The sequence below is a fragment of the Streptomyces sp. NPDC051064 genome, assembly GCF_044455985.1.
GTDB lineage: Bacteria > Actinomycetota > Actinomycetes > Streptomycetales > Streptomycetaceae > Streptomyces.
The window spans coordinates 342,495-363,303 of the sequence record NZ_JBITFK010000003.1 but is presented as its reverse complement, the minus strand read 5'-3'; the positions used below and the strand labels follow the sequence as shown (position 1 = coordinate 363,303).

Sequence of the window (20,809 nt, the reverse complement as noted above, 5' to 3'; positions counted from 1 at the left end):
GTGCGGCAGCCTGAAAGGTGTCGCCGGGGGTACGCGCGCCTCATCACCCGCTACGCGTACCGGATGGCAGCGGGCGGCTGAGGAGGATGCGAACGTGCGGACTGTCGGTGTCGAGGAAGAACTGCTGCTCGTCGACGCGGAAAGCGGTGACGCCCGCGCGCTGTCGACGGCGGTGCTGGCCCTGGCGGAACGCCGGGCCGAGGGGGACTCCGTCTTCGAGTCCGAACTGCACGACCAGCAGCTGGAGTTCGCCACCGAGCCACGCGGAGTGATGGACGATCTGGCTGAGGAGATCCTCCGCTGGCGGGCGGAGGCCTCACGCAGCGCGGCCGAGGCCGGCGCCGCCGTGGCGGCCCTGGCGACCTCACCGCTGCCGGTCAGCCCCTCCATCGGAGAGGATGAGCGGTACCGGTGGCTGGCGGAGCGGTTCGGCCTGACCGCACAGGAGCAGCTGACCTGCGGGTGCCATGTGCATGTATCGGTGGAGTCGGACGAGGAGGGCGTCGCCGTACTGGACCGGATGCGGCCCTGGCTTCCGGTCCTGCTGGCGCTGAGCGCGAACTCCCCCTTCTGGCAGGGACAGGACACCTCGTACGACAGCTACCGGAGCAGGGTGTGGGGCCGCTGGCCGTCGGCCGGCCCGGTGGAGGTGTTCGGCTCCGCCGACCGCTACCACGAGCAGGTCCGGCAGCTGGTCGGCACCGGTGTCCTGCGCGACGAGGGAATGATCTACTTCGACGCGCGGCTCTCGCACCGCTACCCCACGGTGGAGGTCAGGGTCGCGGACGTGTGCCTGGACCCGGCGGACACCGTGCTGCTCGCCACGCTCGTGCGCGGCCTGGTCGAGACGGCGGCCCGCGCCTGGCGGGCCGGTGACCCGCCGGACCCGGCCCCGGTGAGCGCGCTGCGCATGGCCGCCTGGCAGTCCGCCCGCTCGGGCATGGAGGGGCCGCTGCTCCATCCCCTCACCATGCGCCCCGAGCCGGCCGCCGATGTCGCGGGCGCACTGCTCACCCATGTGGGTGACGCGCTGGAGGACAGCGGTGACCTCGCGTCGGCGGACAAGGCCCTGCGGACCCTGCTGGCGCGGGGGACCGGGTCCCGGGCCCAGCGTGCACTGCTGGCGGGCTCGGACAGCCTCCGGACCGTCGTGACCGAGTGCGCGGCCAGGACCCGAGGCTGACCGCCCGCGCGTGCACGGGGGCGACCGCGGGCGGTCACCCGGCGGGCTGCCCGCCCTCCGCATGGCTGTCGACCGCCTCGGCCAGCCGTCTCAGCATGGTGCGGTGTCTGATCTGGAGGACCGCGTCGAGGGCGACGTTGTGCAAGGTGCCGCCGAGCCCTTGCAGCGGGTGTTCGTCGAGCAGTACCAGGGTCTCGTCACCCCAGGGGCGGATGTCGAACGCGATGCGCGCCGTGCCCAGGAACCCGCTGTGCACCTCCAGCTCGAGCGCTCCGGGCCGCTTCAGACGGCGCACGGTGGTACGGCCCTGGAAGTCCTTCGGGCCGAGCCGCAGGGTGTACTCGATGGAGGAGCCCACCTCGGGCCACCGGCCTTTCAGGAGGCGGGAGTCATGCGTTCCCACCACCCATTTCCCGTACTGCTCCGGTTGTTCCAGTACCGCCCACAGAGCCGAGGGCGGGTGGTGAATCAGCTGGTGGCGAATGGCCATGGACGCCTCCACACACGGACATCGGACGGGTGGGAACGGCGGTGGGTTCACCGGAAATGCTACGTGTCCCGCCCGCAGCCGACATGTCGGAGCCGGTCCCCCCGGGAAGCCGTCCCGGAACTCACCCGAACGGCCTAACGGGGCTCCGGCCGCCCCATCGGCGGGTGGCCGCGCCCGTGCGGCCGCGGCCACCGGTGATCCGCCCGGAGTCCTGTTCACCGTACGAGCGGGCGGGCAGTAGAACGGAAAATGCACCATGCCGGCGAACCCACCCGGAAGAACTGAGGAGGGCGCATGCGCGCACTCACCTGGCAAGGACGGCGGGACGTCCGTGTGGAGACGGTCCCCGACCCCGTGATCCAGGATCCGACGGACATCATCGTCCGGATCACGTCGAGCGGTATCTGCGGATCGGACCTCCATCTGTACGAGGTGCTCGGCCCCTATCTCACGCCGGGCGACATCCTCGGGCACGAACCGATGGGCGTGGTGGAGGAGACGGGCCGCGAGGTCACCGCCCTCAAGCGCGGGGACCGCGTCGTTGTCCCGTTCAACGTCTCCTGCGGTGACTGCTTCATGTGCGACCAGGGGCTCCAGTCGCAGTGCGAGACCACCCAGGTCCGTGAGTACGGGAGCGGCGCCGCCCTGTTCGGATACACCAAGCTCTACGGGCAGGTGCCCGGCGGACAGGCCGAGCTGCTGCGCGTCCCCTTCGGCAACACCCTGCCGGTCAAGGTCCCGGACGGCCCGCCGGACGACCGGTTCGTCTATCTGTCGGACGTCCTTCCGACCGCCTGGCAGGCCGTGGAGTACGCGGCCGTGCCACCCGGCGGCAGTGTGACGGTCCTGGGGCTCGGGCCGATCGGCGACATGGCGGCACGCATCGCCCTGCACCGGGGCGCCGGCCTGGTCATCGGCGTGGACCTGGTCTCCGACCGCCTGCAGCGGAGCGCCGCGCGGGGCGTCCGGACCCTGGACCTGCGGGAGCACGGCAAGAACCTCGGAGACGCCGTGCGCGATCTCACCGACGGACGCGGGACCGACGCCGTCATCGACGCCGTCGGCATGGAGGCGCACGGAGCGCCCGTGGCCAAGGCGGGGCAGTGGGCCGTGGGCATGCTGCCCGACACGGCGGCCCGCGCGCTCATGGAGCGCGCGGGCATCGACCGCCTCAGCGCCCTGCTGACCGCGATCGATCTGGTGCGCCGGGGCGGCACCGTGTCCGTCTCCGGCGTCTACGGAGGCGCCGTGGACCCGCTGCCACTGCTCAAGATGTTCGACAAGCAGATTCAGCTGCGGATGGGGCAGGCCAACGTCAGGAACTGGGTGCCCGACCTCCTGCCGCTGCTCGTCGACGACGATCCGCTCGGGGTGGACGGCTTCGCCACCCACCACCTGCCGCTGGCCGACGGACCGAAGGCGTACGAGACTTTCCAGCGGAAGACGGACGGCATGGTGAAGACCCTGCTCAGGCCGTGACCCCCCGACTCGGGGCAGGAGGAGCGATGACGAACGCACCCCGGGGCCGGCGCGTCGTGGTCACCGGCGCCACCGGAAACGTGGGCACCAGTGTCGTCCGGGCGCTGGCGGAGGACCCCTCCGTGGCCTCCGTCCTCGGCCTGGCGCGACGGCGCCCGGAGCTCGCCGTGCCCGGTGTGGAGTGGGGCACGGTGGACCTCGAACACGGCGACAGCCCACGAAGGCTGGCGGAACACCTGGCCGACGCCGACGCCGTCATCCACCTGGCCTGGCGCTTCCAGCCCACGCACGATCCTGTCGTCACCTGGCGGAGCAACGTCGAGGGCTCACTGCGGGTCTTCGGCGCGGTCCGGGACGCGGGCGTGCCGGTGCTGGTCCACGCCTCGTCGGTGGGCGCCTACTCGCCGGGGCCGAAACAGGAGCCGGGGGTGGACGAGCAGTGGCCCACGCACGGGTGGCCCGATGCGGCGTACTGCCGGGAGAAGGCATACCTGGAACGGGTACTGGACACCTACGAGCTACGGAACCCGGGGATCAGGGTGGTGCGTATGCGCCCGGGGTTCCTGTTCAAGAGGACGGCGGCGAGCGAACAGCGCCGGATCTTCGGCGGCCGCCGTCTGCCGGGCGTCCTGCTCCGCCCCGACCTGCTGCCGTTCGTCCCCGATCTGAAGGGGCTGCGCTTCCAGGTGCTGCACACGGACGACGCGGCCGAGGCGTACCGGCTCGCCGTCACGAACGACGTCCGGGGCGCCTTCAATCTCGCCGCGGACTCCGTGACCGACGCCCGGCAGCTCGGCGAACTGCTCGATGCCCGGGTCGTGCGCGCCCCGACGGCACTGGTGCGGAGCGCCCTGGCCGCCGCGTGGCGGACCCACGCCGTGCCCGCCTCCCCGCACCTGTTCGACGCCGTGCTGCGGCTCCCGGTCATGAACAGCGCCCGGGCCCGGGAAGAACTGGGCTGGCGGCCCGCGTACTCGGCCACCGAGGCGCTGACCGCCTTTCTGCACGGAGTCTCCCGGGGCGAGGGGGAGGACACCGCCCCGCTGGCCGGCAGCCGGTGGGGATGAGCGCACCGGTCTCCGCCGGGCCACTCCTCCGAGGTGACGGAGTGCCGGGGTCCGGCCTCCCGTCGCCGCCCGGTTGCTCGGCTGAGCCGGCCTTTCACGCATCGGGAGACACGCGTGGGCCGGAGCGGTAAGGATGGGCCGCATGCGCACACGTGTGGTCCTCGACGCCCCCTCGAACCTCGGGCTGCGGCCCCCCGCACCCGGCACCGTGCCCGGCTGTTACAAACTGGCCGGCGCGCTCCGTGAGCAGCGGATCGTGCAGCGGCTCGGAGCGTTCGAGGGCGGTGTCGTCGTACCGCCGCGCTACGACCGCGGCGACTGGCAGGAGGGCGACGGCGTCTTCAACGCCGCCGCCATCGCCCGCTACACCAGGACGCTCGCCGACCGTATCGAGGGGCACGTCAGGGCCGGTGAGTTCCCGGTCGTCCTCGGCGGCGACTGCTCCATCCAGCTCGGCGCCACCCTCGCCCTGCGCCGCATCGGACGGTACGGGCTCGCCGCGATCGACGGTTCGGCGGACTTCCGGCACCCGGGCAACAGCGACCGGATCGGCGCGGCGGGCGGCGAGGAACTGGCCCTGTCCACCGGACGGGGTCAGGCCGATCTCACCGACCTGGAAGGGCTGGGGCCGTACCTCAAGGACGAGGACATCCGGCTCTTCGGCATGCGTGACCACGACGAGGACCGCGCCGAGATGACCGCGCTGAAGATCTCCAACGCGACGGTGGGGGAGATCAGGGAACGGGGGCCCGCCGAGATCGCCCGCGCCGTGGTGCAGACCCTGGAGGTCCCCGTCCTCGACGGCTTCTGGGTGCACCTCGACGCCGATGTGCTCGACCCGGGCGTGATGCCCGCCGTCGACAGCCCCGACGACGGCGGCCTGTTCCCCGACGAACTCGCCACGCTCCTGCGGACCCTGGTCCGGTCACCGCGCTGCGTCGGTCTCAACGTCACGATCTACGACCCCGATCTGGACCCGAACGGCACAGCCGGCGCGCTGCTCACCGACCTGGTCGTCGGCGCCTTCGCCGAGGAGCCGGCGGGCTGAGCACGTCAGGCGGGCACGTTCCGGTCGACGTACTCGAAGACCGAGCCGTCCGGGTGCAGGGCGATCAGATTGCGGCCGGCAGGGGTGGGCACCGGGCCCGCGACGACCTTCGCGCCCACCCGCGTCAGCGCCGCGTGCGCCTCGTCGACGTCCTTGACCGCGATGGTCGCCGACACCTTGCGCAACACCTCCAGCTGCGACTCGGGGCCGCTCATCAGCAGGAAGCAGCCGATCGCGGCCACCGAGACCCCGCCGCGCTCGAAGCGCTGTGCCGGAGTGCTGGTCAGGCCCTCGTAGAAGGCCACCGCGGCCTCCAGGTCGTCGACACAGATACGCAGCGTGGTTCCCAGGATCTCCATGCGCACGAGGGTAGTTGCCGACCCCGCCGGATGTGATCGATTCCCGGCGCCGTTGCGCGGATCACGCCCGGCAGAGCACCTCGCCGTGGGGCACCATGAACCACGCGTCGGGCTCCTCGCCCCATGCGCGCCAGGCCTCCGAGATCGCCGTCAGCTCTCCGGCGCTCGCGTGCCCGCCGTCCACCGCCAGCTTCGCGTACACCGACGCGGTCGTGCGGTCCGCCCACAGGCCGCTCCACCAGGCGCGGTTCTCCGGGGTGGCGAAGCACCAGGCCGCCGCTGTCGGGGTGATGTCGGTGAAACCCGCCTGCCGCGCCCAGGAGAGCAGCCGGCGTCCGGCGTCCGGCTCGCCGCCGTTCGCGCGGGCCACCCGGCCGTACAGCTCCAGCCACTCCCGCATCCCGGGCACCTCAGGAAACCAGGTCATGGCCGCGTAGTCGCTGTCGCGGGCCGCGACGATGCCGCCCGGCCTGCAGACCCGCCGCATCTCGCTCAGCGCCAGCACGGGATCACCGACGTGCTGGAGCACCTGATGGGCGTGGACGACGTCGAAGGAGTCGTCGGGGAAGTCCAGGGCGTGGACGTCAGCCGTGGTGAACTCCACGTTGTCCACGCCGCGTTCGGCGGCGTTCCGCGCCGCGCGCTCCAGTACGTCGCTGCTGGTGTCGACCGCCGTCACCCGGCCGGGCGTCACCAGTGACGCGATGTCCGCGGTGATGGTGCCCGGCCCGCAGCCCACGTCCAGAACCGCCTGGCCCGGGCGGAGTTCGCCGATCAGGTAGGCCGCCGAATTGGCGGCGGTGCGCCATTGGTGCGAGCGCAGCACCGACTCGTGGTGGCCGTGTGTGTAGACCGCTGGTTCTTTCGGCATGGCCGTACGTCCTCTCTCGGACCTCAGTCGCAGGCGATGAGTCGACGGTACGCCGCGATGTCGCATCCTGAGATAGGCGTCTCATGATGTGGTCGTCGGTGGTCGCTCGCTACACCGGCATCGGGCAGTACACCGTCAGCGCCTCGGGCAGCTTGTCGATCAGCAACTCCGTTCCGGAGTGGGCCACTTCGCCGTCGTACGCGTAAGGAGTCCCCGGCGTGAGGCCGGCGAGCCGCACCCTGCGGCGCCGTACCGCGGCGTGGACGGGCGACCGGCTGAGCGGTCCGGCGATCGCTGCGGCGAGCAGCCGGAGCCCTGGGGTGCGGCCGCCGTGCACCACGCGAACGTCCAGCAGGCCGTCCGCCAGATTGTGGCGGCGGCCCGGGGCCGGGCCCACCCGCTGGAAAAGCCCGTTGCCCACGAACAGCAGCCACAACGGCCGCCGCCTCCCCTGGAGTTCCGCCGTCAGCGGGCGCGAACCGCGCAGCGCCTCGAAGGCCGCGAGCACCCCGGCGGGCCAGCCGCCGATGCGGGGGGCCCAGTGCTCCCGGGTCCGCACGAGCTCCGGATAGACGCCCAGGCTGAAGGCGTTGAGGAAGTAGCCGTGCGCTCCGTCCGGCCCCTGTGGCCCGGGCCGGAAGCGGCCCAGGTCGACCCGGACCGCGTCGCCCGTGATGAGCGCCGTCACGGTGTCCTGCACGGTCTCGATGCCGAGGTCGTACGCGAAGTGGTTGAGAGTCCCGCCGGGGAACACGGCGAGCGGCACGCTGTGGGTCGCCGCCACGGCCGCCGCCATGTTGACCGTACCGTCGCCTCCGCAGACACCCAGGGCCCTGCCCTGCCCCGCCGCCTTCTCCAGGCATCCCGGCAGATCGGCGGGCGCGCACTCCACCGTCTCCGCGAGCGGCAGCGCGTCGCGGATCATCGTCGCCGCCGCGGTCGCGGAGCCGGACTCCCGGTTGACGACCACCACAAGGCCTCGGCCCGCCGCCAGAGCGGGGGCATCGGCCGGCGGGCGGCCCGGGGCCGGGAGCTGTCCACGGGTCGGTACGACGCCCCGCAGTGCGAACGCGGCTCCTATGCCGAGCGCCGCACCGGCCAGCACATCGCTCGGATAGTGGACCCCCGTGTAGACGCGGGAGGCCGCCACGGCCGCCGCCACCGGGGCGACGACCGCGCCCCAGCCCTTCGACTCCATGGCGACGCCGGTCGCGAAAGCCGCCGCGGACGCGGCGTGTCCCGACGGGAAGGACGTGGTGAACGGCTGCCGCTTCAGCTGCCTGATGACCGGAACCAGATCCACTATCGGGCGCTCCCTGCGCACCGCGCCCTTGCCCACGGTGTTGATGGCGGCCGAGGCGACGGCCAGCGAGGCGACCCCGCGCAGCGCCGCCCTGCGGGACCGCGCGCTGGAGCCCAGCGCCGCCATGCCCGCGGCGGCTCCGAACCACAGCAGCCCATGGTTGGCGCTGCGGCTCAGCCGTGGCAGGACCGGCTCGGCGCCGGGCCAGTGTCTTTCGGCCACGCGCTGGAACGCGGCGAGATCGCGCTGGTGGAACCAGGCCCGCCAGTGGCCGGGGGAGGAGAGACTGCGCGTTGTCGACATGGGACAGCGAATACCCTGCGACCGGGCGGTGAACCAGGAGGCGCGCACAGCGAGCCCCGTCGGATCCCGGCGGAATCGGGTGAGATGCGGGGAATCATCCCCGCCCCGCCCGCTCCGTGGCGCCGAGCACATTGCCCGGACAAGTTTCCTGCGGCTAGCCTGCGTTCGTGATTCCGGTCATTGACCGGAGTGTCGAACGAGATTGGCGGGCGATCATGGGGCGACTCGTCCCTGCGGTGACCAGGGCGCTGGATGTTCTCGAGCTCTTCCTCCAGGGCGAGGGAACCCTCTCGGCTCCCGAGGTCACCCGCAAGCTCCAACTGCCGCGGACCACCGTGCACGAACTGCTCACCACGCTCGCCGCGCGGTCCTACCTGGTCACGGTCCCCGAGCAGCCGGGCCGGTACCGGCTGGGCGTGCGCACCTACCAGCTGGGCAGCCGCTACGCCGAACAGCTCGACCTGGCGGCCGAGGGGCAGCAGGTGGCCCGTGAGGTCGCCGAGACCTGCGGCGAGACAGTACACGTGGCGATCCTGGAGGGCACCGAGGTCATCTACATCGCCAAGGTGGACTCCACCCACGCCGTCCGCATGGTCTCGGCCGCGGGCCGGAAGCTGCCCGCGCACTGCACCTCCGTCGGCAAGCTGCTCCTCGCGGCGCTCCCGGAGGCGGAACTCGACGCCCGACTCGACGGACGCGAGCTCATCGCCATGACCGACAACAGCCTCACCGACGCCACGGAGCTGCGGGAGGCCCTCGCCGTCGTCCGCAAGCGGGGCATAGCGGTGGAGCACCGGGAGTCGAACCCGGACGTGAGCTGTGTGGCCGCGCCCGTCCGGGACCGCTCCGGTCGTGTCGTCGCCGCGCTCTCCATCTCGGTGCCGATGATCCGCTGGAGCGAGGAGCGCGAGGCGGAACTCGCGCAGCTCGCGGCGGGCGGTGCCGACGCGCTGTCCGGCCGGCTCGGACACCACCGGCCGCAGATATGAGGCCGGCCCTGGAGGTGGCCGTGCGTGAGCAGGCCGAGCTGGGTGAAGGCCCCACCTGGGACCCCGCCACCGGGCGGCTGATCTGGGTCGACATCCTCTCGGCCCGCGTCCACACCTACGACCCGTCGACCGGCCGCCGTACGGTCATGGCCACCGGCCAGCACGTCGGGGCGGCGAAACCCCGGGCGGGCGGCGGCCTCGTGGTCGTCCTGCGGGACGGAGCGGGACTGTACGACGCGGCGGGTGCCTTCTCCTGGCTGGTCCACGACCCCGTCCCCGGCCGGCGCGGCAACGACGCGGCCGTGGCACCGGACGGCGCGCTCTGGGCGGGCACCATGCGCTACGACGAGGCGGAGGGGGGCGGCACCCTGTCCCGGATCGCCCCGGACGGCACGGTCAGCCGCGCCCTGGACTCGGTGACCGTCAGCAACGGCACCGGATGGAGCCCCGACGGCCGGCTCATGTACTACATCGACACCCCCACACGGCGCATCGACGTCTTCGACGTGGACGGGGAGCGCGTGCTGAACCGGCGCCCCTTCGCCGGCGTCGAGCAGGGTTCCGGGTGGCCCGACGGGCTGACGGTGGACGCCGACGGCTGTGTCTGGGCCGCCTTCTGGGACGGCGCGGCGATCCGGCGCTACACCCCCGACGGCCGGGTGGACCGGGTCGTGGACCTGCCGGTCCGCCGGCCCACGGCGTGCGCGTTCGGCGGGCCCGGCCTCCGCGACCTGTACGTGTCCACCGCCCGGACGGGCCTGGATTCCCCGCACCCGCTGTCGGGCTCCCTGCTCGTGCTGCCGGACATGGGGCAGGGGCTGCCGGGGACGCCGTTCGCCGGATGAGCGGCGCGGGTGGACGGCGTGCGTATTTCTGCCGCCTCCCTGCCGGTGCGCGGGCGGACCCCGGGGAACCTCCGTATAAAGGGGCCAGAGGGACGCAGGCGGAGGGAGGCCCCGGGATGCACTGGAGCGAGCGGCAGCAGCCCCGCCCGCCCGGGGAGGACCACGGGCCGGTCCGGTACGGGCCGCCCGCCCCCGACCCCGGCCTCCCCGTCCTGCCCGAGCTCGCCGGCGTACTGGCCGCGTCGGCCGCGCGGACCCGGCCCGAGCCGCCCGGTGGCGGAAGGCTCCTGCGCGAGGCGGCCTGCGCCTACTGGGGGCGTCGGGGCCTCCACGGCGGCCCCGAGGATATCGCGGCGGCCCCGGGTGCCCAGCCGCTCCTCCTCGCCCTGATCGCGGCGCACGGCGGCGACGTGCTCATGCCCCGGCCCTGCCCCGCCACCTGGATGCCTCAGGCACGGCTGCTGGGCCGGCCCGCCTACCACGTGCCGACGCCCGCCGAGTGCGGCGGCATCCCCGACCCGTACGCCCTGCTGGAGACCGTGCGCAGGGTGCGCGCCGAGGGCGGCAGGCCCCGGCTGCTCCTGATCTCCGTGGTCGACGACCCGACCGCGACCCTCGCCCCGCCGGAACTGGTCCGCGAGGCGTGCGAGGCCGCCGTCTCCGAAGGGCTGCACATCGTCAGCGACGAGACCTGGCGCGACACCCTGCACCGGCCCCACGACACCGTCCTCCTCAGCCCCGCCGAGATGTGCCCCGACGACGTCACCGTGCTCTCCGACCTGGCCGGAGCGCTCACCCCCTCCGCCTGGCCGGTGGCCGTCGCACGCTTCCCGCCCACCGCGCGCGCCGCCGCGCGCCGCGCCCGGGTCCTCGACATCCTCACCGCGCTCGGCGCCCTCGTGGCGGAGCCGGTCGCCCGGGCCGCCGCCCACGCGCTGGGCGAACCCGAGGCCGTCACGGCCAGGATCCGGCAGGCGGCGCACCTCCAGTCCCACGTGGCCTCCGCCGCCCACCGTGCCGTGCTCACCGTCGGCGCCCTCGCCAGGCCGCCGCAGGCCGGCCGCCACCTCTACGCCGATCTCGGACCGCTGCGCACCCGGCTGGCCGCCCGGGGCGTCACGGACTCCATGGAACTGGAGGAATACCTGACGGAACTGCTCGGTGCCCCGGCCCCCGGCGGGCACCGGTTCGGGGACGAACTGGGGGCGCTGCGGGTGCGGCTGAGCACCGGACCGCTCCTCGGCTCAACCCCGGAGCAGCAGACGGAGTCCCTCACTGCGGTGGAGCCCTTGAAATTGCCCCATGTCGCCCGAGCACTGAGCATTTTCGCAGCAGCCCTCGATGAACTCCGATGACAGGAGCCTCTCGATGACGGAACAGACCCAGCGTCCGTTCGCCGGAACCGGCCGCGCTCCCAGCCGTCCCGTCGACGCTCCACGCCGCCTCGGTGAGCCGCGGACCTGGCCCCGCAGCTTCGCCGACCGCCTCACCGCCCCGCTCCCGGGTGTCAGGGGCATGACCCGTCTGGCCAGGGAGCGTGCCCTGCGGCCCAACGCCGAGGGGCTCCGGGGCGTTCACCGGCTGCCGTACGCCCCCCAGCCGCTCCCGGTCACGGACACCGGCACGACGGCCGTGACCTGGGCCGGACACGCCAGCTGGATCGTCCGCATCGGGGGACTCACCGTCCTCACCGACCCCGTCTGGTCGCGGCGCATCCTGGGAACCCCCGCCAGGATCACCCCCGTCGGAGTCCCCTGGGAGGCGCTGCCGCCCGTCGACGCGGTTCTCATCAGCCACAACCACTACGACCACCTGGACGCCCCCACGCTCCGCAGACTCCCGAGGGACACCCCACTCCTCGTCCCCGCGGGTCTCGGCCGCTGGTGCCGGCGCCGCCGCTTCACCTGCGTCACCGAGCTCGACTGGTGGGAGTCGGTGGAACTGGGCGGAGTCCGGTTCGACTTCGTGCCCTCCCACCACTGGTCCAAGCGCACCCTCCTGGACACCTGCCGGTCCCTGTGGGGAGGCTGGGTGCTCGGCGACGCACAGGGACGGCGGCTCTACTTCGCGGGGGACACCGGCTACGGCCACTGGTTCAAGGAGATCGGCCTCCGCTATCCCGGCCTGGACCTCGCGATGCTGCCGATCGGGGCGTACGAACCGCGCTGGTGGCTCTCGGACGTCCACACCGACCCCGAGGAGGCCGTGCAGGCGTACGAGGACCTCGGGGCCCGCGCCATGGCCCCCATGCACTGGGCGACGTTCCTGCTCTCCGCCGAACCGGTCCTCGAACCGCTGACCAGGCTCCGTACCGCCTGGCAGCGGGCCGGGCACCCGCGCGCCGACCTCTGGGACCTGCCGGTCGGCGCCTCACGCGTCCTGGAGTCCTGACCGGTGCCCCGCCGGCGCACCGGAGACTCAGTCGGCCGTCCGTGCCCGCAGCCGCTTCCAGAGCGCCGGCGTCCCGCTGATCAACAGCGTCAGCACGACCGCCGCGAGCACGCCCTCCCAGGGCTCGGCGAACAGCGAACCGCCGAGGATCCCGATCAGCTGGTACGTCGCCGCCCAGGCCAGACACGCGGGTACGTCACCACGGGCGAACTGCCGCAGCGGCATCTCGCCGAGCAGACAGGCCAGCATCACCGGTATGCGCCCGGCCGGCACCAGCCGGGACAGGACCAGCACCATCGTGTCGTGCTCGTCCAGCTTCCGCTGTGCCTGCGCGAGCCGTTCCGGAGCGGCCCTGCTGGTGATCGCCTCCAGCCACTTCGAGCCGTTCCTGGACCGCACCCCGCGCTGCCCCAGCCAGTACAGGCATATGTCCCCGAGGAACGCCGCGCCCGACGCCACCGCGAACACCACGAGCAGCGCGAACGGTGACGTCTGGTGGAGCGTCACCACGGCCGCCGTACTCACCAGCGCCCCCGTGGGCACCACCGGCACCAGAGACCCCAGCGCCACGAGCAGGAACAGCGACGGATAGCCGACGGCCTGCTGCGTCGACTCCGTCGGCAGCTGCCCCAGCACTTCCTCTATCACCTACGGGCCTCCGGCCTCACATGCTCGCCGTGCCCCAGCCGGTGCACCGCCACTTCCGGTGCCACCCGCGCCGCCTGCCGCACGAACTCATCGCCCGGCGTATGGAACTCGTGCGGCTTGACCCCGTCCATCCCGATCGGCCAGTACGTGCCGTAGTGCACCGGCACCGCGGACCGCGGCTCCAGCATGGTGAGCACCTGAGCGGCGCGGGCCGCGTCCAGATGGTGGTGGCCCAGATTGGGTCCCCAGCCGCCCACCGGAAGCAGCGCCACGTCCACCGGTCCCACAGCGTCGGCCATGCCCTCGAAGAGCCCGGTGTCCCCCGCGAAATAGGTGCGGGCCTCGCCCTCGACGACGTATCCGAGAGCGGGCACCCGGCGCGGGCCGACCGGCAGCCGGCGCCCGTCGTGCAGAGCCGGAACCGCCCGGACCAGGACCTCGCCGACCCGCACCACGTCCCCCGGCGCGACCTCGGAGATCCGCAGCCCGCGCGCCCGGCGCAGCAGCCGGAGGCCCGGGACGGCCCCCACGGCGCCACGGGGCACGATCAGCAGGCTGCCGGGGGCGAGACGGGCCAGGGAGGGAAGATGCAGATGGTCGGAGTGCAGGTGGGAGATCAGGACCGCGTCGGCGACCGCGGCCTCCGGCGGCGGGACCTCGCCCCGGCGCCGGCGCAGATGCGCGAAGCGCCGTGCGAAGAGCGGGTCGGTCAGGAACCGGACTCCGGTGTCCTCGATCGTGCAGGTGGCATGACCCCACCAGGTGACCTCCACCGCCCTGCCTCCTCGTCCTCTCCGGCCCCGTACCCGTACCCGTACGAGAGTAGGCGCTCCGCGCTCCTCCCACGCCGGAGTGCTCCTTCGCGCCCGGCTCGGCACGCCTGCGGGCGATTACGGAGGGCTACCGCAGGGGTAGGGTCATGGCCGGCATCCGAGCCCCGGAGACGGCCCGGGGCCTGGGAAGATCCCGGAACGGCTATGACAGGCTTGATGCGGGCCCATGCCGAACACGGGGCCCGGACGTGAGGTGGAACGGCGTGAGTGGCGGGCGATGGCGCAGGGCGGGGGGAACCCTCATACGCGTGATCTCGGTGTGGGCCGTCTCCACGCTCACCATGCTGGCGCTGGCGGGGATCCTGCCCGACTTCCAGCTCCAGGCCGACGACGGGGACACCGTCACGAGGACCGCCTTCACCGCGGCCTGGGGCGCGGGCGCCTTCGGTCTGCTGTCCGCCCTGGTGTGGCCGGTCCTCGTCAGATCACTGCTCATCGTGCCCGCCCTGGTGCTGGGCGCCCTGGTCTTCTTCCTCAACGGCTCGCTGCTGCTGATCGCCCTGCGGCTGATCCCGGACGGGCGCGGAGACGCGAACCCGGAGACCGCCGTCGTCGTGGCCGCCGTCATGTCGGCCGTCGCCTCCGCGACCTCCACGGCCCTCGCGGTCCGTGACGACGACGCCTACCGGCGCAGACTCTCCCGCCTCGCGGACCGGCGCCGCAGACGCAGCGGCACGCCGCAGACCATGGACGGCGGCCGTGGCGGCCCGCCCGGGATCGTGTTCGTCCAGCTCGACGGTGTGGGCCACGACGTACTCGAACAGGCCGCGGCCGACGGACTCATGCCGACGGTGGCGGGCCTGCTCTCCGACGAGGCGGGCCACCGCCTCACCCCGTGGACCACGGACTGGTCCAGCCAGACCGGCGCCAGCCAGCTCGGCATCCTGCACGGCAGCAACTTCGACGTGCCGGCCTTCCGCTGGTTCGAGAAGGAGACCGGCACCGTCATGGTCTCCAGCAGACCGGCGAGCGCACTCGAACTGCAGCGCAGGGCCATCGCCCGCACCCACGACGGCGGCCTGCTGACCGTCGACGGCGCAAGCCGGGGCAACCTCTTCAGCGGCGGCGCGGACCAGCTCGCCCTGGTCCTGTCGATGGCGGCCAGGCTCGGCAAGGGGCGCCGCTCGCGCGCCGGCTACTTCGCCTACTTCTCCGACCCGGCCAACGCGGTCCGTACAGCACTGTCCTTCGTCGCCGAGGTGGGCCGCGAGATCGGCCAGTCCGTCCGGGCACGGGTGCGGAAGGAGAACCCCCGGGTCAAGCGCGGCGGGCTGTACCCCTTCATCAGGGCCTTCGCGACCGTCGTGGAACGCGACGTGGTGGTCGCCGCGGTGATCGGCGACATGTTCGCGGGACGCACCGCGGTCTACGCCGACCTGGTCGCCTACGACGAGGTGGCCCACCACTCCGGGCCGTTCAGCAGGGACGCGGAGAAGGTCCTGACACGGCTCGACCGTTCGCTGGGGCTCATCCTCAAGATCGCCGACCGCACCCCGCGCGACTACCGGATCGTGCTGCTGTCCGACCACGGCCAGAGCCCGGGGGAGACCTTCGCAGGACGCTACGGCCTCACACTCAAGGACCTCGTACGGGCCGGCTGCGGGCTGCCCGTGCCCCGCAGCGCTCAGCGCACCCGCAGCGCCTCCGAGGCCCGCGACGCCGTGCGCATCGCGCTGCACAGGCCGGTCGCCGGGGAGCAGGAGGCGGAGCACCCGGCCAAGACCTCCGACCCGGTGGTGCTCGCCTCCGGAAATCTCGGGCTGCTGTCGTTCCCGGACATCGAGGGGCGGGCCACGCGCGAGCAGCTCGACCGGCGCTACCCCGCACTGCTCGGCACGCTCGCCTCCCATCCGGGGATCGGCTTCCTGCTCGTGCGGAGCCAGAGGCACGGGTCGGTGGTGCTCGGGCCGGGCGGGGCGGAGGTCCCGGTGGCGGAGCTGACGGACGGGGAAGGGCCGATGGCCGTCTTCGGGGCCGGCGCGGCGGACGCGGTGCGGCGTACCGACGGCTTCCCGCATGTCGCCGACGTCATGGTCAATTCGATGTACGACCCGGAGACCGGCCGTGTACACGCCTTCGAGGAGCAGATCGGCTCGCACGGCGGACTGGGCGGTGAACAGTCGCGGCCGTTCCTGCTGTGGCCGCGGACGCTGACCGACCCCCTCGACGCCGTGGCGGCGGATGCTCCTCAGGGGGCGTCTCAGGCCGGTCCGGTGGGCGTTCCTCAGGCCGGTCCGGTGGGCGCGGAGGCGGTGCACCGGGTGCTGGCACGCTGGCTGAGGGAGCTGTCCGGGCCCCAGGTGCCGCTGCGGCAGGAGGGCTTCACCGGAGCGGTGCGGGTGGACGAACCGTTCCCGGACGGACAACCGTTCCCGGTCGGACCGCATTCGGAGGGGCCGGCCGGCGCGGATGTCCCACTCCGCGCCGATGTCCCGGACCCCGGTGACGCGGTCCCGGGCCCACGCGGGTGAGGCGCCCCTGGCGTCAGGCGGACTCGCGCCGCACCAGTGTCGGGTGGAAGACCACGGGGGGTTCGGGGCCGGCGCCCGGTTTGCCGATCTGCTTCAGGAGGAGCCGGGCCATCTCGGAGGCCATCTCCTCCACCGGCTGACGTACGGTCGTCAGCGGCGGATCGCACGCCACCGCCGCGTTGCTGTCGTCGAAACCCACCACCGCGACGTCCCCCGGCACGTCCTTGCCCGCCCGGAGCAGCACGGGCAGGGCGCCCAGCGCCATCAGGTCCGAGGCGATGAACACAGCGTCCAGATCCGGCCGTTCACTCAGCAGCCGGCGCATCGCCGAAGCCCCGCCCGACTGGGTGAAGTCCCCTTCGGCGGTCACCACGTCCCCGATGCCGTGCTGCTCCAGCGCGTCCAGGAAGCCGGTCAGACGCACCTGCCCCGCGGGCATGTCCTGCGGGCCCGCCACCGTCCCGATACGCCTCCGGCCCAGGGCCGCCAGGTGGTCGGCCGCCATCTGGGCCCCCGCCCGCTGATCCGCCTCGACGTAGGTGAGCGGCGAGGGCCGTCGGGGCCGGCCGGCCAGCACGGCGGGCAGCCGGGTGTCGTGGAGCAGCCCGGGCAGCGGGTCGTCGGCGTGCGAGGAGATCAGCACCACCCCGTCGACGTGCCCCTGGCGGAGGTACGACAGGAGTTGATTGCGGGAGACCTCGTCGTCGGAGAGCATCAGCACCATCTGGATCCCGGCGGGGCGCAGCACGTCCATCAGCCCGCCGACCACGCGTCCGAAGTGCGGGTCGGAGAACATCCGGCCGATGAACGGCTCGGAGACCGGGCGCCGTTCACGCTCGGACACCACCAAGGCGATCGAATCGGTGCGCCGGGTCACCAGCGAACGCGCCGCACGATTGGGGACGTAGCCGGTGGCGGCCACCGCCTCCTCCACGACCCGCCGCAACGCCGGGTCCACCGTGGTCGCGCCGTTGATCACACGGGACACGGTCGCCCGGGAGACGCCCGCCACCGCGGCCACGTCCTCCAAGGTGGCGGGGCGTACGGGCGGCGATACGTCGGCAGTCATGCAGTCTTTATACAAGGTGATCCGACGGGCACGCGAAGGCTTCCGGCACGTCAGCGGGTGTGCTTTCCCGCGTGCAGCGCCGTCAGGGCGGTCAGTTGCTGTAAGCATGTCAAGACTCCGTGCAGAAGCCTCAATTACCTGCTGATTGAACGGAGTTACTGGAATCGAGCATGGGAGAGCGGTTCCCTCGCCGATGGCTCCGGATGGTGCCCGGAGGGCGTTGTCAGTGGTGGACGGCAGGATGGTGGTCATGACGACGAACTCAGTCGGTGTGCTCGCCGACACCGCCGCCTACGCGGCCGCCGTGGAAGAAGCCGAGCGTGCCGCCGCCGCGTATTACGCCACAGGTGAGAGCACGCTCGACGACGACGCGTACGACCGCCTGGTGCGCGGGATCGCGGCCTACGAGGAGGAGCACCCGCAGGAGGTGCTGGACACCTCGCCGACCGGGAAGGTCGCGGGCGGGGCGGCCTCGGGGGACGTGCCGCACACCGTCCCGATGCTCTCGCTGGACAATGTCTTCTCCGCCGAGCAGTTCGTCACGTGGACTGCCTCCGTGGAGCGTCGTATAGGCAGGTGTGTCGCCGCCTGGAGCGTGGAGCCGAAGCTCGACGGTCTCGCCGTCGCCGCACGCTACCGGCAGGGCCGCCTCGACCGGTTGATCACCCGAGGCGACGGGACGGCCGGGGAGGACGTCTCGCACGCGATCGGTACGGTGCTCGGCCTGCCCGAGCGGCTCGGGGCTCCCGTCACCCTGGAGGTGCGCGGCGAGATCCTCATGACCAACGAGCAGTTCGAGCAGGCCAACACCGTGCGCACGGAACACGGAGCCGCCCCCTTCGCCAATCCGCGCAACGGGGCGGCGGGCACCCTGCGGGCCAAGGACCGTCCTTACCGCGTGGAGATGACCTTCTTCGCCTACGGCGCGCTCGCGCTGCCCGAATCCGGCGAGCCGACAGCCACCCTGGCCGAACTCCCGCACAGCGAGGTCCTGGAGTACGTCGCGGGGCTCGGCGTGCACACGGCCGCGGACACCGCGGTCGCCCCACGCACCGTCACCACGGTCGAGGAGGTGCAGGCCGGGGTCGAGGACATCGCGGCCCTGCGCGCGTCCTTGCCGTTCGGGATCGACGGCATCGTGATCAAGGCGGACCTGGCGGCCGACCAGCGCGACGCGGGATCGGGCACGCGGGCGCCACGCTGGGCCATCGCCTACAAGCTCCCGGCGGTGGAGAAGGTCACCCGGCTGCTGGGCGTCGAGTGGAACGTCGGCAGGACCGGCATCATCGCGCCCCGCGCAGTGCTGGAGCCCGTCGAGATCGACGGATCCACCGTCAGCTACGCCACGCTGCACAACCCCGCCGACATCACGCGCCGCGATCTGCGCCTGGGCGACCACGTGATGGTCTACAAGGCGGGCGACATCATCCCCCGCATCGAGGCCCCGGTCGCCCATCTGCGGACGGGTGAGGAGAAGCCGGTCGAGTTCCCCGAGGTCTGCCCCCGGTGCGGGTCGGAGATCGACATGAGCGAGCAGCGCTGGCGCTGCGTCCGGGGCCGCGACTGCCGCCTGGTCGCCTCCATCTCCTACGCGGTGGGCCGTGACCAGCTCGACATCGAGGGGCTCGGCGCGACCCGGGTCGTCCAGCTCGTCGACGCGGGCCTCGTCCAGGACTTCGCCGATCTCTTCACGCTGGAGCGGGACCAGCTGCTCTCGCTGGAGCGGATGGGGGAGACCTCCACCGACAATCTGCTGGCGGCCATCGAGACGGCCAGGAGCCGTCCGCTGTCCCGTGTCTTCTGCGCCCTCGGTGTGCGAGGCACGGGCCGCTCCATGTCCCGCCGGATCGCCCGCTACTTCGCCTCGATGGACCGGATCGTCGCGGCGGACGCGGAGACGTTGCAGAAGGTCGACGGAATCGGCAAGGAGAAGGCGGCGGCGGTCGTCACGGAGCTCGCCGAGCTGGCGCCGCTGATCGGCAAGCTGGTGGCCGCGGACGTCAATATGACGGAGCCCGGTGCGACTCCTCCGCCGGAGCCCGGTGCCGAGCCGGAGGGCGGAGCCGAGGACGGGACGGCGGCCGGCCTGCCGCTCGCCGGGATGACGGTCGTGGTCACCGGAGCCATGACCGGGGCTCTGGAGGAGCTCTCGCGCAATCAGATGAACGAGCTGATCGAGCGGGCCGGCGGGAAGTCCTCCTCCAGTGTCTCCAAGCGCACCAGCCTGCTGGTCGCCGGCGAGAAGGCAGGGTCCAAGCGGACCAAGGCCGAGGATCTGGGAGTCCGGATAGCCGCGCCCGAGGAGTTCGCCGAGCTGGTCGAGAGCTACCTCGCCTCGGAGGCGTGAAAGGTAAACGCGGACCCAAGCCTTGGAATTGTCAAGAGAGTGGCGTTTCCATGCCTTGTATTGCATAGTGAGGACTCGATCATGCCTCGCTATCGGCGGTCGGTGAGTACGGGCGGCTGGGCGGCAGACCTGAGGGTGAGGGCCCGATGCGTTCTTCGCGTGATGGACGGCGGCGCGGCCGGCCGGTTCTCCGGCAGCGGGTCGCACACGCAGGAGCGGTGCACCGTCCCGGTCGCGTCAGGGGACTGGCCATCGACCTGGGCAGCTCCGGGGCCCGTGCCTGGGTCCCCGGGCGGGGTCTTGTCCCTGGCGGACCGGCCGGGTGGGAGGACCACGTCGGCCGGCCGGTCCGGCGGGGGCGCATCGTCGACGCGGCGTCCTGCGCCGGACTGCTGAGCCGCCTGGCCGACACCGCGCTCGGCGATCACCGGCAGGACAGTGTGATCGTGCTGAGCCACCCGGTCCTGGCCGGACGGGAACACCGCACGCTGGCGGGGGAGCTCCTCGCCGCTCTGGGCGCGTCCGGGGCCCTGGTCCTGAACAGCGCCAGCGCCGTGGCCGCGTCCGCCGGGCTGCTGGGCAGCGGTCCCGTGCTGGTCGTCGACATGGGTGCCGAGCTGACCGAAGTCGCCCTGCTCGTGGACGGAAGGGTCGTCGACGCCCGCCAGGCCGACGCGGGACTCAGCGATCTCGAACCTCGGACGCTGCCGGCGGAACTCGTCCGTAGCGTCCTCGATATGATCACGTCCATGTGGCGTGAGGACCAGCACGGCGCGGTGCGGGGAGCGTTGCGCCGTGGGCCCGTGCTCACCGGTGGCGGAGCGCTCCGCCGCGACGTCACCGACCTGATCGCGGGCTGCCTCGGTGTGCCGGTGCGCATCGCCCCCGACCCGTCGACCGCCGTCGTGCGGGGCGCCGCACTGATCCTGGCCTCGGTGCCGGCCCGCTCCGGTGCGGGTGCGGTGTCCTTCCGCCCGGTCCGGCTGAGGTGAGCCCCCTCCCGGGGGCACCCCGGGGGAACGCGCCCCCGAGGGCGCCGCACGGCACACGACCGCACGAGGCGCGGACACTCGGCACGCGACCGCACGACGCGCGAGCGCATGGCACGCGACC

General features: G+C 72.7%; 18 protein-coding genes. 11 read left to right on the top strand and 7 right to left on the bottom strand.

Annotated elements, in window-relative coordinates; all coding sequences use genetic code 11:
• Positions 1–94 precede the first annotated feature (94 nt).
• Positions 95–1,183, top strand: coding sequence for a glutamate--cysteine ligase (locus tag ACIBCU_RS13485; RefSeq protein WP_399231311.1), 1,089 nt, complete (start codon positions 95–97; stop codon positions 1,181–1,183).
• A gap of 34 nt (positions 1,184–1,217) precedes the next feature.
• Here the strand turns inward: ACIBCU_RS13485 and ACIBCU_RS13480 are convergent, their stop codons facing one another.
• Positions 1,218–1,673: an SRPBCC family protein gene (locus ACIBCU_RS13480; protein ID WP_399231309.1), complete on the bottom strand. Its 456-nt coding sequence runs from the start codon at positions 1,671–1,673 to the stop codon at positions 1,218–1,220.
• Between the two features lie 294 nt (positions 1,674–1,967).
• Here ACIBCU_RS13480 and ACIBCU_RS13475 point away from each other — a divergent pair, with 294 nt between their 5' ends.
• The 3 genes from ACIBCU_RS13475 (at position 1,968) to ACIBCU_RS13465 (ending at position 5,267) form a co-directional block, all read left to right on the top strand.
• On the top strand, positions 1,968–3,152 hold the full coding sequence (locus ACIBCU_RS13475; RefSeq protein WP_362928260.1) for an alcohol dehydrogenase catalytic domain-containing protein: 1,185 nt from the start codon (positions 1,968–1,970) through the stop codon (positions 3,150–3,152).
• Positions 3,153–3,178: 26 nt separating this feature from the next.
• Positions 3,179–4,219, top strand: coding sequence for an NAD-dependent epimerase/dehydratase family protein (locus ACIBCU_RS13470; protein WP_362928258.1), 1,041 nt, complete (start codon positions 3,179–3,181; stop codon positions 4,217–4,219).
• Positions 4,220–4,361: 142 nt separating this feature from the next.
• Complete coding sequence (locus tag ACIBCU_RS13465) at positions 4,362–5,267, top strand: arginase family protein (RefSeq protein WP_399231304.1); 906 nt, start codon at positions 4,362–4,364, stop codon at positions 5,265–5,267.
• A 5-nt stretch (positions 5,268–5,272) separates the two neighbouring features.
• Here the strand turns inward: ACIBCU_RS13465 and ACIBCU_RS13460 are convergent, their stop codons facing one another.
• The 3 genes from ACIBCU_RS13460 to ACIBCU_RS13450 form a co-directional block, all read right to left on the bottom strand.
• Positions 5,273–5,626 carry a VOC family protein gene (locus tag ACIBCU_RS13460; RefSeq protein WP_362928254.1) on the bottom strand — a complete coding sequence of 118 codons (354 nt, stop codon included), beginning with the start codon at positions 5,624–5,626 and terminating at the stop codon, positions 5,273–5,275.
• Positions 5,627–5,687: 61 nt separating this feature from the next.
• Positions 5,688–6,497, bottom strand: coding sequence for a class I SAM-dependent methyltransferase (locus ACIBCU_RS13455; RefSeq protein WP_399231302.1), 810 nt, complete (start codon positions 6,495–6,497; stop codon positions 5,688–5,690).
• 109 nt (positions 6,498–6,606) lie between these two features.
• Positions 6,607–8,103, bottom strand: coding sequence for a phosphatase PAP2 family protein (locus ACIBCU_RS13450; RefSeq protein ID WP_362928250.1), 1,497 nt, complete (start codon positions 8,101–8,103; stop codon positions 6,607–6,609).
• A gap of 215 nt (positions 8,104–8,318) precedes the next feature.
• Between ACIBCU_RS13450 and ACIBCU_RS13445 the strand changes: the two genes are divergently transcribed.
• The 4 genes from ACIBCU_RS13445 to ACIBCU_RS13430 all read left to right on the top strand — a co-directional run bounded on the left by ACIBCU_RS13445 (position 8,319) and on the right by ACIBCU_RS13430 (position 12,328).
• Complete coding sequence (locus ACIBCU_RS13445; protein ID WP_362928284.1) at positions 8,319–9,092, top strand: IclR family transcriptional regulator; 774 nt, start codon at positions 8,319–8,321, stop codon at positions 9,090–9,092.
• Positions 9,089–9,937: an SMP-30/gluconolactonase/LRE family protein gene (locus tag ACIBCU_RS13440; protein ID WP_399231300.1), complete on the top strand. Its 849-nt coding sequence runs from the start codon at positions 9,089–9,091 to the stop codon at positions 9,935–9,937. The genes ACIBCU_RS13445 and ACIBCU_RS13440 overlap by 4 nt, the downstream gene beginning before the upstream one ends.
• Before the next feature lie 116 nt (positions 9,938–10,053).
• Complete coding sequence (locus ACIBCU_RS13435; RefSeq protein WP_399231298.1) at positions 10,054–11,292, top strand: aminotransferase class I/II-fold pyridoxal phosphate-dependent enzyme; 1,239 nt, start codon at positions 10,054–10,056, stop codon at positions 11,290–11,292.
• A gap of 13 nt (positions 11,293–11,305) precedes the next feature.
• Complete coding sequence (locus ACIBCU_RS13430; RefSeq protein WP_362928244.1) at positions 11,306–12,328, top strand: MBL fold metallo-hydrolase; 1,023 nt, start codon at positions 11,306–11,308, stop codon at positions 12,326–12,328.
• A gap of 27 nt (positions 12,329–12,355) precedes the next feature.
• On the opposite strand, the gene ACIBCU_RS13425 is transcribed toward ACIBCU_RS13430, so the two are convergent.
• Together ACIBCU_RS13425 and ACIBCU_RS13420 are read right to left on the bottom strand one after the other, a co-directional pair.
• Positions 12,356–12,976 carry a VTT domain-containing protein gene (locus ACIBCU_RS13425; protein WP_362928242.1) on the bottom strand — a complete coding sequence of 207 codons (621 nt, stop codon included), beginning with the start codon at positions 12,974–12,976 and terminating at the stop codon, positions 12,356–12,358.
• The gene (locus ACIBCU_RS13420; RefSeq protein ID WP_399231295.1) at positions 12,973–13,749 is read right to left on the bottom strand and encodes an MBL fold metallo-hydrolase; all 777 of its coding nucleotides are present in this window, start codon (positions 13,747–13,749) and stop codon (positions 12,973–12,975) included. The genes ACIBCU_RS13425 and ACIBCU_RS13420 overlap by 4 nt, the downstream gene beginning before the upstream one ends.
• 263 nt (positions 13,750–14,012) lie before the next feature.
• On the opposite strand from ACIBCU_RS13420, the gene ACIBCU_RS13415 reads away from it, so the two are divergent.
• On the top strand, positions 14,013–16,280 hold the full coding sequence (locus ACIBCU_RS13415) for an alkaline phosphatase family protein (RefSeq protein ID WP_399231293.1): 2,268 nt from the start codon (positions 14,013–14,015) through the stop codon (positions 16,278–16,280).
• A gap of 13 nt (positions 16,281–16,293) precedes the next feature.
• Here the strand turns inward: ACIBCU_RS13415 and ACIBCU_RS13410 are convergent, their stop codons facing one another.
• A complete protein-coding gene (locus tag ACIBCU_RS13410) occupies positions 16,294–17,349 on the bottom strand; it encodes a LacI family DNA-binding transcriptional regulator (RefSeq protein WP_399231290.1) in 1,056 nt (351 codons plus the stop codon).
• A 250-nt stretch (positions 17,350–17,599) separates the two neighbouring features.
• Between ACIBCU_RS13410 and ligA the strand changes: the two genes are divergently transcribed.
• Positions 17,600–19,696, top strand: coding sequence for an NAD-dependent DNA ligase LigA (gene ligA, locus ACIBCU_RS13405; RefSeq protein ID WP_399231288.1), 2,097 nt, complete (start codon positions 17,600–17,602; stop codon positions 19,694–19,696).
• Between the two features lie 146 nt (positions 19,697–19,842).
• Positions 19,843–20,688, top strand: coding sequence for a rod shape-determining protein (locus tag ACIBCU_RS13400; protein ID WP_362928232.1), 846 nt, complete (start codon positions 19,843–19,845; stop codon positions 20,686–20,688).
• Positions 20,689–20,809 lie beyond the last annotated feature (121 nt).

Bases quoted from the DNA above. Each gene is read 5' to 3' on its own strand.
- ACIBCU_RS13480 (WP_399231309.1), bottom strand. From the start codon at position 1,673: ATGGCCATTCGCCACCAGCTGATTCACCACCCGCCCTCGGCTCTGTGG.
- ACIBCU_RS13475 (WP_362928260.1), top strand. From the start codon at position 1,968: ATGCGCGCACTCACCTGGCAAGGACGGCGGGACGTCCGTGTGGAGACG.
- ACIBCU_RS13470 (WP_362928258.1), top strand. From the start codon at position 3,179: ATGACGAACGCACCCCGGGGCCGGCGCGTCGTGGTCACCGGCGCCACC.
- ACIBCU_RS13465 (WP_399231304.1), top strand. From the start codon at position 4,362: ATGCGCACACGTGTGGTCCTCGACGCCCCCTCGAACCTCGGGCTGCGG.
- ACIBCU_RS13460 (WP_362928254.1), bottom strand. From the start codon at position 5,626: ATGGAGATCCTGGGAACCACGCTGCGTATCTGTGTCGACGACCTGGAG.
- ACIBCU_RS13455 (WP_399231302.1), bottom strand. From the start codon at position 6,497: ATGCCGAAAGAACCAGCGGTCTACACACACGGCCACCACGAGTCGGTG.
- ACIBCU_RS13450 (WP_362928250.1), bottom strand. From the start codon at position 8,103: ATGTCGACAACGCGCAGTCTCTCCTCCCCCGGCCACTGGCGGGCCTGG.
- ACIBCU_RS13445 (WP_362928284.1), top strand. From the start codon at position 8,319: ATGGGGCGACTCGTCCCTGCGGTGACCAGGGCGCTGGATGTTCTCGAG.
- ACIBCU_RS13440 (WP_399231300.1), top strand. From the start codon at position 9,089: ATGAGGCCGGCCCTGGAGGTGGCCGTGCGTGAGCAGGCCGAGCTGGGT.
- ACIBCU_RS13435 (WP_399231298.1), top strand. From the start codon at position 10,054: ATGCACTGGAGCGAGCGGCAGCAGCCCCGCCCGCCCGGGGAGGACCAC.
- ACIBCU_RS13430 (WP_362928244.1), top strand. From the start codon at position 11,306: ATGACGGAACAGACCCAGCGTCCGTTCGCCGGAACCGGCCGCGCTCCC.
- ACIBCU_RS13410 (WP_399231290.1), bottom strand. From the start codon at position 17,349: ATGACTGCCGACGTATCGCCGCCCGTACGCCCCGCCACCTTGGAGGAC.
- ligA (WP_399231288.1), top strand. From the start codon at position 17,600: ATGACGACGAACTCAGTCGGTGTGCTCGCCGACACCGCCGCCTACGCG.
- ACIBCU_RS13400 (WP_362928232.1), top strand. From the start codon at position 19,843: ATGCGTTCTTCGCGTGATGGACGGCGGCGCGGCCGGCCGGTTCTCCGG.